Annotated in this window: 10 protein-coding genes; 8 read left to right on the forward strand and 2 right to left on the reverse strand. The window is 71.6% G+C overall.

The window, feature by feature from the left end; all coding sequences use genetic code 11:
- Positions 1 to 14 precede the first annotated feature (14 nt).
- On the forward strand, positions 15 to 758 hold the full coding sequence (gene rlmB, locus HNQ70_RS00815) for a 23S rRNA (guanosine(2251)-2'-O)-methyltransferase RlmB (protein ID WP_183963357.1): 744 nt from the start codon (positions 15 to 17) through the stop codon (positions 756 to 758).
- A 3-nt stretch (positions 759 to 761) separates the two neighbouring features.
- Here rlmB and HNQ70_RS00820 read toward each other — a convergent pair whose 3' ends face one another.
- Both HNQ70_RS00820 and HNQ70_RS00825 read right to left on the reverse strand, forming a co-directional pair.
- Complete coding sequence (locus tag HNQ70_RS00820) at positions 762 to 1,433, reverse strand: thermonuclease family protein (protein ID WP_183963360.1); 672 nt, start codon at positions 1,431 to 1,433, stop codon at positions 762 to 764.
- Positions 1,434 to 1,459: 26 nt separating this feature from the next.
- Complete coding sequence (locus tag HNQ70_RS00825) at positions 1,460 to 2,452, reverse strand: zinc-dependent alcohol dehydrogenase family protein (protein ID WP_183963362.1); 993 nt, start codon at positions 2,450 to 2,452, stop codon at positions 1,460 to 1,462.
- A gap of 208 nt (positions 2,453 to 2,660) precedes the next feature.
- On the opposite strand from HNQ70_RS00825, the gene HNQ70_RS00830 reads away from it, so the two are divergent.
- The 7 genes from HNQ70_RS00830 (at position 2,661) to ftsH (ending at position 15,268) form a co-directional block, all read left to right on the forward strand.
- Positions 2,661 to 3,797 carry a glucokinase gene (locus tag HNQ70_RS00830; protein ID WP_183963364.1) on the forward strand — a complete coding sequence of 379 codons (1,137 nt, stop codon included), beginning with the start codon at positions 2,661 to 2,663 and terminating at the stop codon, positions 3,795 to 3,797.
- A gap of 134 nt (positions 3,798 to 3,931) precedes the next feature.
- A complete protein-coding gene (glgC, locus tag HNQ70_RS00835; RefSeq protein ID WP_246434523.1) occupies positions 3,932 to 5,242 on the forward strand; it encodes a glucose-1-phosphate adenylyltransferase in 1,311 nt (436 codons plus the stop codon).
- Between the two features lie 3 nt (positions 5,243 to 5,245).
- Positions 5,246 to 6,952, forward strand: coding sequence for a glycoside hydrolase family 57 protein (locus HNQ70_RS00840; RefSeq protein ID WP_183963366.1), 1,707 nt, complete (start codon positions 5,246 to 5,248; stop codon positions 6,950 to 6,952).
- 69 nt (positions 6,953 to 7,021) lie between these two features.
- A complete protein-coding gene (locus HNQ70_RS00845; protein ID WP_183963368.1) occupies positions 7,022 to 9,064 on the forward strand; it encodes an alpha-amylase/4-alpha-glucanotransferase domain-containing protein in 2,043 nt (680 codons plus the stop codon).
- A gap of 104 nt (positions 9,065 to 9,168) precedes the next feature.
- On the forward strand, positions 9,169 to 11,721 hold the full coding sequence (gene glgP / locus HNQ70_RS00850; protein WP_183963370.1) for an alpha-glucan family phosphorylase: 2,553 nt from the start codon (positions 9,169 to 9,171) through the stop codon (positions 11,719 to 11,721).
- Between the two features lie 34 nt (positions 11,722 to 11,755).
- The gene (gene glgA, locus HNQ70_RS00855; RefSeq protein ID WP_183963372.1) at positions 11,756 to 13,351 is read left to right on the forward strand and encodes a glycogen synthase GlgA; all 1,596 of its coding nucleotides are present in this window, start codon (positions 11,756 to 11,758) and stop codon (positions 13,349 to 13,351) included.
- A 48-nt stretch (positions 13,352 to 13,399) separates the two neighbouring features.
- On the forward strand, positions 13,400 to 15,268 hold the full coding sequence (ftsH, locus tag HNQ70_RS00860; RefSeq protein WP_183963374.1) for an ATP-dependent zinc metalloprotease FtsH: 1,869 nt from the start codon (positions 13,400 to 13,402) through the stop codon (positions 15,266 to 15,268).
- Positions 15,269 to 15,280: the final 12 nt, after the last annotated feature.

Raw genomic sequence — 15,280 nt, forward strand, 5'->3', positions numbered from 1 at the left:
CGACAAGGACCTCAATGCTGATCCATGGTTTCCACGCCGTAGCCGCGCGCCTGAAGCGCGGCGCCGAAGGCATCACCGAGCTTTACGTCGCCGTCGGCCGCGATGATCCGCGGCTGCGCGACCTCATCCGGGTGGCCGAGCGCCTGGGCATCCGGCCAAGCCAGGTCGACATGGCCAGGCTCGAGCGGCTGGCCCCCGGTCGCCGTCACCAGGGCGTCGTGATGTTCGCCGAGGGGTCCGCGCCGGTGGTCGACCTCGACGAGCTGCTCGACAGCGTCGACAAGCCGCTGCTGCTGCTGCTCGACGGAGTCACTGATCCCCGCAACCTTGGCGCCTGCCTGCGGGTGGCCGACGGCGCGGGTGCGCATGCGGTGGTGGCGCCCAAGGACCATTCCTGTCCGCTCACCGAGGTGGCGATCCAGACCTCCTCGGGCGCTGCGGAGAGCATTCCCTACGTGCTGGTCACCAATCTCGCGCGCACCATCGAGGAGCTGCAGGAACGCGGCGTCTGGGTGATCGGCACCGCCGACGAGGCCACGTCCACGTTGTACGAAGAGCCGATCCCCGAATCGGTGGCCTGGGTGCTGGGCGCCGAGGGCAAGGGCCTGCGCCGTCTGGTGCGCGAGCGCTGCGACGCGCTGGTGAAGATCCCGATGGCCGGGCAGGTCAGCAGCCTGAACGTGTCGGTGGCGGCCGGGGTGGTGCTGTACGAGACCGTTCGCCAGACGCGGCTGCAGCGGCCGCAGCCGGCCGGCTAAGGCTTAGCGCTGGCGCTGGCGCCGGCGCTGCTCCCAGGGCGGCAGGGGCTCTTCTTCGCGCCACAGGCCGAGCGCAGCTTCGCGAGCCCTGGCCTCGGCGCGCGAGTATGCGCGGCGGACCGCGGGTTCCTGCTCGGACTGGTAGCGGCGGAAGAACCAGGCCAGCCCGGCCTGCAGCTGCGCCAGTGCGATGTCCGTGTCGCCGTCGAGCACCCGCGCGACCCGGCGCCCGTAGCGGTCGATCTTGCGCACCTCGAGCCTGAGGCTGCGCTCGCGCAGCAGGCCGGCGAGATGCCGCCTGGAGACGTCGGCGAAGGGCTGTCCCTTCTCGGGCGCATCGATGCCTTCGATGCGGATGCGCAGCTTCTGTCCGTCGCCGGTGCGCAGGATGAAGGAGTCGCCGTCCTGCACGGCGATCGATTCGCCTTCGAGCACGGCTTCGACCCGGGCGACGCGGGAAAGGTCGACGCCCGGCGCTTCGGTGGCGAACGCTTCGATCGGGATCGGCGCCTCGATGCGGGCGGGGGCGCCGAGGCGGACGGGCGAGTCCGCGAGGGCCGCTGCGAGCGGTGCCAGGGCGCCGGCCAGCGCAATGGCGCCAGCCAGCAGGATGGGCAGCACCGGCCGCGTGGCGACCGCGGGAAGCGTGTCGATCGCCGACGCGATCCCGTTCACGGCGCGGTTGCGCGCGGGCCGGCGCATCAGCCGTGCGAGCAGCGCAGCACTGCGGCGCCCACCTGCCGCCCTGCGCGCAGGTCGTCCAGCGCCTGCCTTGCAGCGGCCAGCGGCACTTCGGTGAGCTCGGTGCGCAGCTTCGCCTGGCCGGCAATGCGCAGGAACTCCTCGCCGTCGGCGCGCGTGAGGTTCGCCACCGAGCGCACGCAGCGCTCGCCCCAGAGCAGGGCGTAGGGGAAGGACGGAATGTCGCTCATGTGGATGCCGGCGCACACCACCGTGCCGCCGGGCGCAAGCACGCGCAGCGCGGCGGGCACCAGCGAACCGACGGGCGCGAAGATGATCGCTGCGTCCAACGGCTGCGGGCCGGACTCGTCCGAACCTCCGGCCCAGGCGGCGCCGAGCCGGCGCGCGAAGGCCTGGGCGGCGGTGTCGCCGGGGCGGGTGTAGGCGTACACCTCGCGGCCCTGGCGCCCGGCCACCTGGGCGACCAGGTGGGCCGCTGCGCCGAAGCCATAGATGCCGAGCCGGCGCGCCTCGCCGGCCATCTTCAGCGCGCGGTAGCCGATCAGTCCGGCGCACAGCAGGGGCGCGGCCTCGAGGTCGTCGTAGAGCGCGGGCAGCACGAAGCAGAAGCGCTCGTCGGCCACCGCCTGCTCGGCGTAGCCGCCGTCGAGCTGGTAGCCGGTGAAACGCGCCTGCGGGCAGAGATTCTCGCGGCCCGACCGGCACCACGCGCACTCGCCGCAGGTCATCCCCAGCCAGGGCACGCCGACCCGCTGCCCGATCGCGAAGCGCGTGGCGCCCGGGCCGAGCGCCTCGACGATTCCGACGATCTCGTGACCGGGAACCACGGGGCGCTTCGGGGACTCGAGCTCGCCGTCGACGACGTGCAAATCGGTGCGGCAGACGCCGCAGGTGCGCACTGCAAGGCGCAGCTGGCCGGGCCCGGGGACGGGCGCCGGGAGCTCGCGCGCGGCCAACTCCCCGGGCCGGCCCTCGAAGAGCATCGCTCGCATCGTCGTTCTCCAGTGCTGCGCCACCTCGTCCTCGCAGCGGCCGACTATAGCGGATCGGGGGCGCGTGGCCCGCGGCCTAAGGCGTGGGGACGAGGGCGCACGAATCCAGGCTGTGGCACAGTCCATCGCATCGGGAACCACGGAGCCAAGGAGCGGAAATGCGGGATCGGCATGCGGCGCGTGCTGGCAGCGGGGCGCAGGCGCGCCGATGACCGGCCTGCTGCTGGGCGTGGATCTGGGCGGCACCAAGGGGCTGCTCGCACTGTTCGAGCCGGGCGCATCGCGGCCGCTGCTGCAGCAGCGCTACGCATGCGCGGAATTCGACGGTTTCGAGCCGATGCTGGGGCGCTTCCTGGACGAGGCCGCAGCTCAGCTCGGGCCGCTGGCGGCGCGGCCGGCAGCGGCCTGCATCGGCCTGGCCGGGCCGGTGGCCGGGCGACGGGCGACGCTGACCAACCTGCCTTGGACGCTGGACGCCGAGGGCCTGCGGCGGCGCTTCGCGCTCGGGCCGGTCCGGCTCGTCAACGACTTCGCCGCTGCCGCTGCCGGCGTCGCCAGCCTCGACGCGGATGGCGTGCGCACTCTGCAGGCTGGCGCGCCGATTGCCGATGCGCCGCGGGTGATCCTCGGGCCAGGCACCGGCTTGGGCGCAGCGACGATGTTCCCGGTGGGCAGCCGCTGGCGGATCGCCGGCGGCGAGGGCGGGCACCTGGGGCTCGCCCCGCGCAGCGAGCTCGAGGTAGAGCTGTGGCGCTGGCTGCATGCCCGGCATCGCGGCCGCGTGAGCGCCGAGCGGGTGCTCTGCGGCCCCGGCCTGGCGGATCTCTACCGATTCCTGGCCGAGCGAAGCGGCAGCGGCGCGCACGACCCGCTGCTGGCCGCGGACGATCCGGCGGCGGCGGTCTCGACTGCGGCGCTGGCGTCTTCGCCGGGAGCCGAGCCGGGAGCCATGCCGGGAGCCATGCCGGGAGCCATGCCGGGAGCCGCTTCCGCCGCGCGTCCGGTTGCGCAGCCGAGCGAGGACGCCTGCGCGGACGCCGCCCCCGTGCGCGCCCGCGCGACCCAGGCGTTGGACCTGTTCGCTTCGATGCTCGGCGCCTTCGCGGGCGACCTGGCGCTGCTGAGCTTGCCGCGGGCCGGTCTCTACCTGGCCGGCGGCGTTGCGCCACGGATCATGGACGCGCGGCGCGGCGCGTGCTTCCTGGCGGGCTTCGGCGACAAGGGCCGGCACGCGGGGCTGATGGCGGGCGTGCCGGTGCGGCTGGTCACCGATCCCGCGCTCGGAGTGCTGGGCGCGGGCGTACTGGCTTCCGGGCAGGCGAGGGTGCTGGGCAGCGGGCGCTGAGCCGCGGCCGCGCGTGCTTTTCTCAACGCTGCCGTCATCCGGATCGGGTACGCTCCGAAATGGAGGAGGGCGCGCGAGCTTCCGCGCATCCGGATCGCGGCTGCGCGCCGCTGCACGCTTCGGAGAACCGTCGGATGGACGAAGGCATGCGGGTCAGGCGCGGCGGACGCGCCGACGAAGGGGTGCGTTTCGCAAGCGAGCTGACGCGCGACGCTTACGCGATGGTGCTGGCCGGGGGACGGGGCAGCCGCCTGCATCAGCTCACCGACTGGCGGGCGAAGCCGGCCGTGCCCTTCGCCGGCAAGTTCAGGATCATCGACTTCACGCTGTCGAACTGCGTCAACTCCGGCGTGCGGCAGATCGGCGTGGCCACCCAGTACAAGGCGCAGAGCCTGATCCGCCACCTGCAGCGCGCCTGGAGCTTCCTCGACGGCCGCTTCGGCGATTTCGTCGACATCATGCCGGCCCAGCAGCAGGTCGAGCAGAACTGGTACCAGGGCACTGCCGATGCGGTCTACCAGAACCTGGGCGCGATCCGCGAGGCGCGGCCGCGCCGCGTGCTGGTGCTGTCGGGCGATCACGTCTACAAGATGAACTACGAGAAGCTGCTCGCCTTCCACGACCGCAAGTGCGCGGACATCACGGTGGCCTGCGTCGAGGTGCCGCTGGCGCAGGCGAGCGCCTTCGGCGTGATGAGCGTCGGCGCCGACTGGCGGATCGACGCGTTCACCGAAAAGCCGGCATCGCCCGCGCCGATGCCCGGCCGGCCGGACACCGCGCTGGTCAACATGGGTGTGTACGTGTTCAGCGCCGACTTCCTGTACGAGCAGCTCGAGCGCGACGCCGCCGATCCCGGCTCTTCGCACGACTTCGGCCACGATCTCATCCCGCATGCGGTGCGCCACCATCGCGCCTACGCGCAGCCCTTCTCCGAGAGCTTCGCCGGCGCGCCGGGCTCGCTTCCCTACTGGCGCGACGTGGGCACCATTGACGCCTTCTGGAGCGCGAACATGGAGCTCACCGGCATCACGCCCGAGTTGAACCTGTACGACGAGGACTGGCCGGTCTGGACCTACCAGGAGCAGACGCCGCCGGCGAAGTTCGTGTTCGACGACGAGAATCGTCGCGGCATGGCGATCGACTCGATGGTGGCGGGGGGAACCATCATCAGCGGCGCGATCGTGCGGCGGTCGATGCTGTTCACGCGGGTCCGGGTGCACAGCTTCGCGAAGGTCGAGGATTCGGTGCTGCTGCCCAAGGTGGAGGTCGGGCGCAGCTGCGTGGTGCGCAAGGCAGTGATCGATCGCGGCTGCGTGATCCCCGAGGGCATGCGCATCGGCGTCGATCCGGATGCGGACCGGGCCCGCTTCCGTGTCAGCGAGGGGGGCGTGGTTCTGGTCACCCCGGAGATGCTGGGCCAGGCCCGCGCGCCCGGAGGCTACTAGAGCATGGCCATCGCACGAGCGCGGCTCGACCTGGTGCTGCTGTGGCACATGCACCAGCCCGACTACCGGGACGCAGCCAGCGGCCGCTACCTGCTGCCCTGGGTCTACCTGCACGCGATGAAGGACTACACGGACATGGCGGCGCACGTCGAGCGCCATCCGGGAATCCGCTGCACCTTCAACTTCGTTCCGGTGCTGCTGGAGCAGCTCGAGGACTACGTCGTCCAGTTCGACGTGGGCCGCATCCGCGATCCGTTGCTGCGCCTGCTGGAGGTCGCCGACCTGGACCGGATCGAGCCGCAGGACCGGGCGCTGATCCTGGACAGCTGCTTCCACTCGAACCACGAGTCGATGCTGCAGCCCTACGTCCATTATCGCCGTCTGCACGATCTGTTCCGGCAGGTCGACACCGCCGACCGGCGCGGTTTCGACTACCTGTCGGGCGCCTACCTGGCCGACCTGCTCACCTGGTATCACCTGGTCTGGGTCGGCGAGACCGAGCGGCGCAGCGATCCGATCTTCGGCCGGCTGATGAGCAAGGGCACGGGCTTCAGCCACGGCGACCGCCTGCAGCTCTTCGACGCGATCGGCATCGCGATGCGCCGGCTCGTCGGGCGCTACCGGGCGCTCGCCGCCGAGGGACGCATCGAGCTTTCGACCACGCCCTACGCGCATCCGCTGGCGCCGCTGATGCTCAACTTCGGCGCCAGCCGCGAGGCGCTGCCGGAGTCGCCGCTGCCAGCCGAGCCCGGCTATCCCGGCGGCGCCGAGCGGGTGCGCTGGCATCTCAAGGAGGCCATCGAAGGACACCGCAAGCGCTTCGGCCTGGCCCCAGAGGGGCTGTGGCCGGCCGAGGGCGCGGTGTCGGAGCCGCTGCTCGACGAGGTGGCCGCGGCCGGCATCGGCTGGACGGCCAGCAGCGAGAGCGTGCTCGCCAACAGTCTCGGGCAGCCCGGCTGGCGGGACCAGGCGGCTCGCCGCAGCGCGCTCTACCGCCCCTGGTCGCATCCGCGGGCCCCGGACGTGAAGCTGCTGTTCCGGGATGAGCGGCTCTCCGACCTGATCGGCTTCGAGTACTCGAAGTGGCACGGGCGGGACGCCGCGGCACACCTGATCGCCGAGCTGGAGTCGATCGCGGCAGAGGCGCCCGAGGGCGAGCGGCCGCTGGTGCTGGTGGCGCTCGACGGCGAAAACGCCTGGGAGTACTACCCCTACAACGGGTTCTACTTCTTCGAGGAGCTCTACTCGGCGCTCGAGGCGCATCCCTTCATCCGCACCCGCACCGCAAGCGAGGCGCTCGCCGATGCCGGCGGCGCGACCGGCACGCTGCCGCGGCTGGTGGCCGGCAGCTGGGTGATGGGGACGCTGTCGACCTGGATGGGCGATGCCGACAAGAACCGCGCCTGGGACCTCCTGGCGCAGGCCAAGACCGCCTGGGACGAGGCGATGGCCGCCAACGCGTTCACGCCCGAGCGCCGCTTCGAGGCGGAGCGCCAGCTCGCGGCCTGCGAGGGGTCGGACTGGTTCTGGTGGCTGGGTTCCTACAACCCCGCGCATGCGGTGGAGCGTTTCGAGCGCGTCTTCCGCCACAACCTGCGCAGGCTCTACGAGCTGATCGGGCGCAGCCCGCCGGCCTCGCTCGACCAGCCGCTGGGACATGGCGGCGGCCGACCGGAGTCGGGCGGGACGATGCGCCGCGCCGCACCCTGAGACCTTAGCGAACCCCGACCCGGGCCCGCCCGGACCCGAGCCCTCCGAAATGACCGGCACTCCCTTTCGATGACCAGCTCCGAGCCCCTGCAATTCCTGTTCGGCGTCCATGCCCACCAGCCCGTGGGCAACTTCCCTTCGGTGATCGACGACGCGGTCGAGCGCTGCTACCGGCCCTTCCTCGAGACGCTCTCGCGCTATCCCGGGTTCCGCTTCGCGCTGCACCTGTCGGGCTGGCTGCTCGGCGACCTCGCAGCGCGCCATCCTGCGCTGGTCGAGCAGATCGCGCAGATGGTGTCGCGCGGGCAGCTCGAACTGTTCGGCGCCGGCGACTGCGAGCCAGTGCTGGCGGCGATTCCCGAGCGGGACCGGATCTCGCAGCTGGAGGCGATGAACGCGCGCCTGGAGCGCCACTTCGGCCTGCGGCCCGCAGGCGCCTGGCTGACCGAGCGGGTCTGGGAGTCCTCGGTGGTGCCCTCGCTGGTGCGGAGCGGGGTGCGTTACGTGCTGGTGGACGACTATCACTTCCTCTGCGCGGGCGTTCCTGCCGACGCGCTGGACCGCCATTTCGCCACCGAGGAGGACGGGCTGCGGCTGGACGTCTTCCCGATCTCGGAGGCGCTTCGCTACCGGCTGCCCTTCGCGCCCGCCGCCGACGCGCTCGGCCACCTGGAGTCGCTCGCCGCCCAGGGCCACGCCGCGGCGATCCATTTCGACGACCTGGAGAAGTTCGGCATCTGGCCCGAGACCCACGAGTGGGTCTACGGCCGCGGCTGGCTGGCCGCCTTCGTCGAGGCGGTGCTGGCGTCTCCGACGGTGCGCGCAGAGTCCTTCTCCGCCTTCCACGCGGGCCGGCGGGCGCGCGGGCTGGTCTACCTGCCGACCACCTCGTACATCGAGATGAACGAATGGACGCTGCCCCCGGCGGCGGCCAGGCGTTTCGCAGAACTGCAGCAGCGCGAGCGCGCGGCCGGCAGCTTCGAGGAGAGCAAGGCCTTCGTGCGCGGCGGCATCTGGCGCAACTTCCTCAGCCGCTATCCCGAGAGCAATTGGCTGCACAAGCGGATGCTGCGGGCCTCCGCCCGGCTCGATGCGCAGGGTGCGGCGGCCGCGCTGCTGCGTCCGCTGCTGCACGAGGCGCAGTCCAACGACGCCTACTGGCACGGACTGTTCGGCGGGCTCTACCTGCCGCACCTGCGACGCGCGGCCTGGAGCAGCCTGTGCGCGCTCGAGGCAGGGCTGGAGCGGCTGTCGCCGCGCGCGCCGCTGGAGCGCGTCGATCTCGACCTGGACGGCCGCGACGAGTGGCTGATCGGCGCAGGCGGGCTGCAGGCCGCGCTGCGTGACGACGGCCGCGCCGCGCTGCACGAGCTCTCGTCGCTGCCGCTGCTGCACAACTTCGGCGACACGCTGGCGCGGCGCGAGGAGGCCTACCATGAGCGCATCGGCGCCGGGTCCGGGCAGACCGCGCAGGGCGAGGGTATCGCGTCGGCGCACGACCGGATCGCCAGCAAGCACGCGATCGAACCCGAGGACCTCGAGCCGGATCTCGCGCCGCGGGCGATCTGCGTGGACCGCATCGTCGATCCCCAGGGCGCGGCCGCCCCGCTCGACGGTTACCGGATCATCGAAGAGGGCGCCGGAGTCGGAGAGGGCGCTGGCGCTGGCGCGCCCAGCCTGCTGTTCGAAACGGCGCTGGACGGCGCGCGGGTCGCCAAGCGGATCGCGGTGGGCGGCGACGGGGTGCGCATCGAATGGCGCTGCCAGGGCCTGGCCGGCAGACGGCTGGTCACCCAGCTCAACCTGGCGATGCCGAGCTGCGATGGCTATGGCGGCCGCTATGTGCTCGCCGACGGCTCGATTCCCGCAGGATTCGGGCAGCCGCTCGCGATCGAGGCGATGGAGCTGCTGACGCTGGACGACCGTGCGCTCGACGGGGCGTTGCGGCTGGAATGCCGCCCCGCCTGCCGGATGGCCGGCGCGCCGCTGCACACTGTCTCGCTCTCCGAAGGGGGATTTGAGAAAATCATGCAGGCGGCAGTCGTGGAGCTGACCTTCGAACTGAAGTCCGACTACGAAACCGTGAGGCTCGCGATGCTGCCGTCGCGCTGACAATTGCCCGCTGCAGGCGCTGCGCACCGCAGCCCCGCCCAACACCGTCCGCCCGACATAGTCCGCCCCGCGCCGCCCCGACCAACGCAGCCCCCGGAGTACCAATGCCCGGCACCGCATTCCAGCTGGAGGTCAGTCCGACACTGCCCGACCGGCTTTCCCGCCTCGAAGAGCTCGCCAACAACCTCTGGTACAGCTGGGACCGCCCCACGCGCACGCTGTTCGCCCGAATGAACAGCCGGGTCTGGGACGCGGTGGGGCACAGTCCCAAGGCCTTCCTCAAGCGCATCGACCAGCGCCAGCTCGATGCCGCCGCCGATGACCGCCCCTTCCTCAGCAACTACCTGAAGGTGCTGTCCGCCTACGACAGCTACCACGACAGCAAGGTGGGCATCAACGGCAACCGCCTGCTCGGCGACCAGGACCTGGTCGCCTATTTCTGCGCGGAGTTCGGCTTCCACGAGAGCCTGCCCATCTATTCCGGCGGGCTCGGCATCCTGGCGGGCGACCACTGCAAGGCGGCCAGCGACATGCGGCTGCCCTTCGTCGGCGTGGGCCTGCTGTACCGGCAGGGCTACTTCTTCCAGACCATCGACAGCCACGGCCACCAGCAGGCTGCCTACGCCGATTCCGACTTCACCGACCTGCCGGTGTCGCCGGTGCTCGACGCGCGCGGCGCGCCGCTGTGCGTGAACGTCGGCCTGCCGGGACGCGACGTGCGGGTCAAGGTCTGGGAGGCGCGCGCCGGGCACGTGCGGCTCTTCCTGCTCGATGCCGACCTGCCGGAGAACGGGCCGGCCGACCGCGACATCACCCACCGGCTGTATGGCGGCGACCGCACCACGCGGATCGAGCAGGAGATCCTGCTGGGCATCGGCGGCGGGCGCGCGCTGGCGGCGATGGGGCTCAAGCCGACCGTCTGGCACATCAACGAGGGACACGCGGCCTTCCTGGTGCTGGAGCGCGTGCGCCGGATGATCCACGACGGGCTGCCCTTCGGCGCTGCGCTGGAGGCGGTTGCCGCCAACACAGTGTTCACCACGCACACCGCGGTGCCGGCCGGGCACGACCACTTCTCGCGCGAGATGATCGAGCGCTACTTCACCGGGTGGTGCTCCGAGACCGGCGTGCCGCCGACGCATCTGTGCGCGCTAGGCGAGGCCGTGGGCTCGCACGACTTCAACATGACCGCGCTGGCCATCCGCGGCTCGCGTTTCCACAACGGGGTCTCGCAGATCCACCGCGGCGTGTCGGCGCGGATGCTCGCGCCGCTGTGGCCGCAGATCGAACCCGACGAGAACCCGATCGACGGCATCACGAACGGTGTGCACATCCCCACCTTCCTGGCCGACGAATGGGGCGAGCTGTTCTCGCGCCAGCTGGGTTCCGGCTGGACGGCGCGGGTCACCGATCCGGCCTCCTGGTCCGGCGTCCACGAGATCCCCGACCAGCAGTTCTGGAGCGTGCGGCAGTCGCTCAAGTCGCAGATGCTGCACCTGGTGCGCCACCGGATCGCACGGGCGCATTCCCGCAACCTCGGCTCGGACGCCCACCTCGACCGGCTGCTGCGCCACGCCGATCCCGATAATCCCAACGTGCTGACGGTCGGGTTCGCGCGCCGTTTCGCCACCTACAAGCGGGCGATGCTGATGATGGAGGACCTCGACTGGCTGCGCGAGATCGTCTCCGATCCCGCCCGCCCGGTGGTCTTCATCTTCGCGGGCAAGGCGCATCCGGCCGACGAGCCCGGGCGCGAGATGATCCGGCGCATCCATGAGGTGGCCGCGATGCGCGAGTTCGAGGGTCACATCCTGCTGGTGGAGGGCTACGACCTGCGGCTTGGCCGGCGGCTGGTGCAGGGCGTGGACGTCTGGCTGAACAACCCGATCTATCCGCTGGAGGCCTCCGGCACCTCGGGCATGAAGGCGGCGCTGAATGGAGTGATCAACCTGTCGGTGCTCGACGGCTGGTGGGACGAGGGCTACGACGGCGACAACGGCTGGGCGATCAAGCCGGTGCACGACGGGCTCGACGAGGCCGAGCGTTCGCGCGACGAGGCGCGCACCCTCTACGAGATCCTGCAGGACAAGGTGGCGCCGCTCTACTACGCGCGCGGGCCGATGGGCTACTCGCCGGGCTGGGTGGCGATGGCCAAGCGTTCGATGGCGACGATCGCGCCGCAGTTCAACGCCGAACGCATGCTGCGCCAGTACCTCACCCGCTTCTACGCGCCGGCGGCCGAGCAATGGCGCCAGCATTCGGTGGACGGCTTCGCCCTGTCGCGCAGGCTGGGCGAATGGAAGGCCCGGGTCCATGCAGCCTGGAACGGCGTGCGGCTGCGCCGCGTCGACAGCGCAGCGCAGCGCATCCGCTTCGGCGAGGGAATGCGCTTCGAGGTGGCGCTGCAGCTCAACGGACTCGACCCTGCCGACGTGGCCGTCGAGGTGGTCTTCGACCGCCGCGAGTTGACCGGCGACCCCCAGGAGCGCCGGCTGATGGGGCTCAAGCCCCAGCACGCGCTGGACACCGGCGAGCACCTGTACGCGATCGAGCTGGACCCCGACTGGTGCGGGCGCATGGACTACCGCTTCCGTGCCTATCCGTTCAGCGCCAGGCTCACCCACCGCTTCGAGATGGGACTGATGTGCTGGCTGTGACGGACGGGGCGCGACGGTTGCGGGAGCCGGCGTGATGCGGGTGCTGTTCGCCGCCTCGGAGATCGCGCCCTGGGTGAAGACCGGCGGGCTGGGCGACGTGGCAGCGGCGCTGCCCCGTGCGCTCGCAGCCGAGGGCTGCGACGTGAAGCTGCTGCTGCCGGGCTGGCCCGCGCTGCTGCAGGCCTTCGAAGATCGCCTGGAGGTCGCGGCGCGGCTCGATCCGCCGGGCGGGGCGCTGCCCGGCGCGACGCTGCTGCGCGCGCGGCTGGAGGCCGGACCCGAGGCTCGCGCCAAGGCCGCCTCCAGGCCCGCCTCCAGGCCCGCGTCCAAGCCCGCGTCCAAGGCCGCGTCCAAGGCCCGCCGGGACACCGGCCCCGGCACCGCCCCCGCCCCCGGCCCCGAGCTGCTGCTGCTCGATGCCCCCACGCTCTACGGCCAGCCGGGCAACCCCTACCTGGACGCCTCCGGACGCGACCACCCCGACAACCTGCGCCGCTTCGGGCTGCTGTCCCGGGTTGCGGCGCTGCTGTCCGCACAGGGATCGCCGCTGGCCTGGCGACCGCAGGTCCTGCACTGCAACGACTGGCAGACCGCGCTCGCGCCGGCGTTCCTCCACTTCCTGCACGCGGGCCAGGGCGCGGCCAGCCTGGTCACGATCCACAACCTGGCCTTCCATGGCGTGTTCGGGCACGAGGCGCTCGCGGTGCTCGGCCTGCCGGAGCAGGCCTTCCGCTTCGACGGCGTCGAGTTCCACGGCCAGCTGTCCTGCCTGAAGGCGGGGCTGCAGTTCGCTGACCGCATCGCCACGGTCAGCCCGAGCTACGCGCGCGAAATCCTCACGCCGGAGGCCGGCTTCGGCCTTGACGGGCTGCTGCGCCATCGCGCCGACAGCTTGCGCGGCATCCTCAACGGCATCGACACCGAGGCATGGAACCCGGCGAACGATCCCGCTATCGCCAGCCCCTATGACGTCGCTTCGCTCGAGCGCAAGGCGGACAACCGCCGCGACCTGCAGCGGCGCCTGGGCCTGGTCCAGGACGGGGCGGCGCCGCTGCTGGGCGTGGTCAGCCGCCTGACCGGGCAGAAGGGGCTGGACCTGCTGCTCGAACTGGCCGACCGGCTGTGCGGCCGAGGCGTGCAGATCGCGCTGCTCGGCTCCGGCGAGCGCTCGCTGGAGCAGGGCTGGCAGGCGGTCGCCGCGCGCCATCCGGGCCGCTGCTCGGTGCGGATCGGCTTCGACGAGACGCTGGCCCACCGCATCGAGGCGGGCGCCGACCTGTTCGTGATGCCCTCGCGCTTCGAGCCTTGCGGGCTCAACCAGATGTACAGCCTGCGCTACGGCACGCCTCCGGTGGTGCGGCGCACCGGCGGCCTGGCCGACACGGTCGTCGACGCCGACGAGGCTGCCGCGCGCGGCATCCAGGGCAACGGCTTCGTGTTCGACGCGCCGCAGGCCGACGCGCTGGCGCGGACGCTGGAGCGCGCCTTCGCGGCCTTCAGAGACCCGGTCCGCTGGCGCGCGATCCAGCGCGCAGGCATGTCCGCGGATCTCGGCTGGACCTCGGCGGCGCGTGCCTATCGGGCGCTGCTCGAGGAGGCAGTGGTGCAGGCAAGGTCGCGGACGCCGTGACGCCGCATCATTTCCGCTGCCCGTCCACCGCGTGAAGGGAGGAAACGAATGGCCGTCGAGAAGCCCAATTCCTGGTCGAACCCCGGCCAGTGGAACCTCTGGTACCTGGCGCTCGCGCTGCTGGCGATCACGCTTATCAACGACGCCTGGCAGTCCTGGCGCACCGTGGGCCCGCTCGCCTGGAGCGAGTTCGTCCAGCAGCTCGACGCCGGCAACGTGGCCGAGGTGGTGGTCTACCCGGACCGCCTGCATGGCGAGCTGCGCCAGCCGCTGCCCGGCGGCCGCCGCCAGTTCGTCACGCTGCGCGTCGAGCCCGACCTGGCGGGCAAGCTCACCGAGCGGGGCGTCAAAGTCACCGGCGGCGTGCAGAACACCTTCCTGCGCGACGTGCTCGGCTGGGTGCTGCCGGCGCTGATCTTCGTCAGCCTCTGGCTGTTCCTGTCGCGCCGGCTCGCCGAGCGCGGCGGCTTGGGCGGCGGAATGATGTCGATCGGCAAGAGCAAGGCGCGCGTCTACATGGAGACCGACATCAAGGTCACCTTCGAAGACGTCGCCGGGGTCGACGAGGCCAAGGAAGAGCTCGAGGAGATCGTGGGTTTCCTGAAGGACCCGCGCAGTCACAGCCGGCTCGGCGCGCGCATCCCCAAGGGCATCCTGCTGGTGGGTCCGCCGGGCACCGGCAAGACGCTGCTGGCGCGCGCGATGGCGGGCGAGGCGGGCGTGCCCTTCTTCTCGATCAACGGCTCCGAGTTCGTCGAGATGTTCGTCGGCGTTGGCGCGGCGCGGGTGCGCGACCTCTTCGAGCAGGCGCGGGCGCGCGCGCCGGCGATCATCTTCATCGACGAGATCGACGCGCTGGGCCGCGCCCGCGGCGCGTCCGGGCTGGGCGGCGGGCACGACGAAAAGGAACAGACGCTCAACCAGCTGCTCGCCGAACTAGACGGCTTCGACCCGAGCGTCGGGCTGGTGCTGCTGGCCGCCACCAACCGGCCCGAGATCCTGGATCCGGCGCTGCTGCGCGCCGGACGCTTCGACCGCCAGGTGCTGGTCGACCGTCCCGACAAGCGGGGCAGGGTGCAGATCCTCAACGTCCACCTGCGCAAGATCCAGCTCGCGCGGGACGCCGATCCCGAGAAGATCGCCGAGCTCACTCCCGGCTTCTCCGGGGCGGATCTCGCCAACCTGGTCAACGAGGCGGCGCTGCTGGCCACGCGGCGCAGCGCCGATGCCGTGGGCCTGGCCGACTTCACCGGCGCGGTCGAGCGCATCGTCGCGGGCCTCGAGAAGAAGAACCGGCTGCTCAACCCGATGGAGCGGCGCACGGTGGCCCACCACGAGATGGGCCATGCGCTGGTGGCGCTGGAGCTGCAGCCGCACGAGAAGGTGCACAAGGTGTCGATCATCCCGCGCGGAATCGGCGCGCTCGGCTACACCATCCAGCGCCCCACCGAGGACCGCTTCCTGATGACCCGGCGCGAGCTCGAGAACAAGATGGCGGTGCTGCTGGGCGGACGCGCCGCGGAGGCCATCATGTTCGGCGAGGTGTCGACCGGCGCGGCCGACGACCTGGCCCGCGTCACCGACATCGCGCGCAGCATGGTGATGCGCTTCGGCATGGACCCTGGCCTGGGCAACGTCGCCTACGAGCATGAGCGCGCGCCGATGCTGGGCACGCAGTTCATCGGCGCCGAGGCGCGCGAGTATTCGGAGGACACGGCACGGCGCATCGACAGCGCCGTGCGCGAGCTGGTCGCGCAGGCCTTCGAGCGCGCCCGCGCGCTGCTGCTGACCCAGCGCGCACGCCTGGAGACCGGCGCGCGCTGGCTGCTGGAGCGCGAGACGCTCGGCGAGGAAGACCTGCGCAGGCTGCTGGACGAGCTTGCGGTGAACGGCGCGCAGGCGCCGGCACAAGACTGACGGAATCCGCAG

The sequence above is a fragment of the Quisquiliibacterium transsilvanicum genome, from assembly GCF_014202215.1.
Classification (GTDB): Bacteria; Pseudomonadota; Gammaproteobacteria; order Burkholderiales; family Burkholderiaceae_E; genus Quisquiliibacterium; species Quisquiliibacterium transsilvanicum.

Coding starts and splice junctions, on each gene's coding strand:
- HNQ70_RS00825 (WP_183963362.1), bottom strand. CDS start 2,452: ATGCGAGCGATGCTCTTCGAGGGCCGGCCCGGGGAGTTGGCCGCGCGC.
- glgC (WP_246434523.1), top strand. CDS start 3,932: ATGGACGAAGGCATGCGGGTCAGGCGCGGCGGACGCGCCGACGAAGGG.
- rlmB (WP_183963357.1), top strand. CDS start 15: ATGCTGATCCATGGTTTCCACGCCGTAGCCGCGCGCCTGAAGCGCGGC.
- HNQ70_RS00830 (WP_183963364.1), top strand. CDS start 2,661: ATGACCGGCCTGCTGCTGGGCGTGGATCTGGGCGGCACCAAGGGGCTG.
- HNQ70_RS00840 (WP_183963366.1), top strand. CDS start 5,246: ATGGCCATCGCACGAGCGCGGCTCGACCTGGTGCTGCTGTGGCACATG.
- glgP (WP_183963370.1), top strand. CDS start 9,169: ATGCCCGGCACCGCATTCCAGCTGGAGGTCAGTCCGACACTGCCCGAC.
- HNQ70_RS00845 (WP_183963368.1), top strand. CDS start 7,022: ATGACCAGCTCCGAGCCCCTGCAATTCCTGTTCGGCGTCCATGCCCAC.
- ftsH (WP_183963374.1), top strand. CDS start 13,400: ATGGCCGTCGAGAAGCCCAATTCCTGGTCGAACCCCGGCCAGTGGAAC.
- glgA (WP_183963372.1), top strand. CDS start 11,756: ATGCGGGTGCTGTTCGCCGCCTCGGAGATCGCGCCCTGGGTGAAGACC.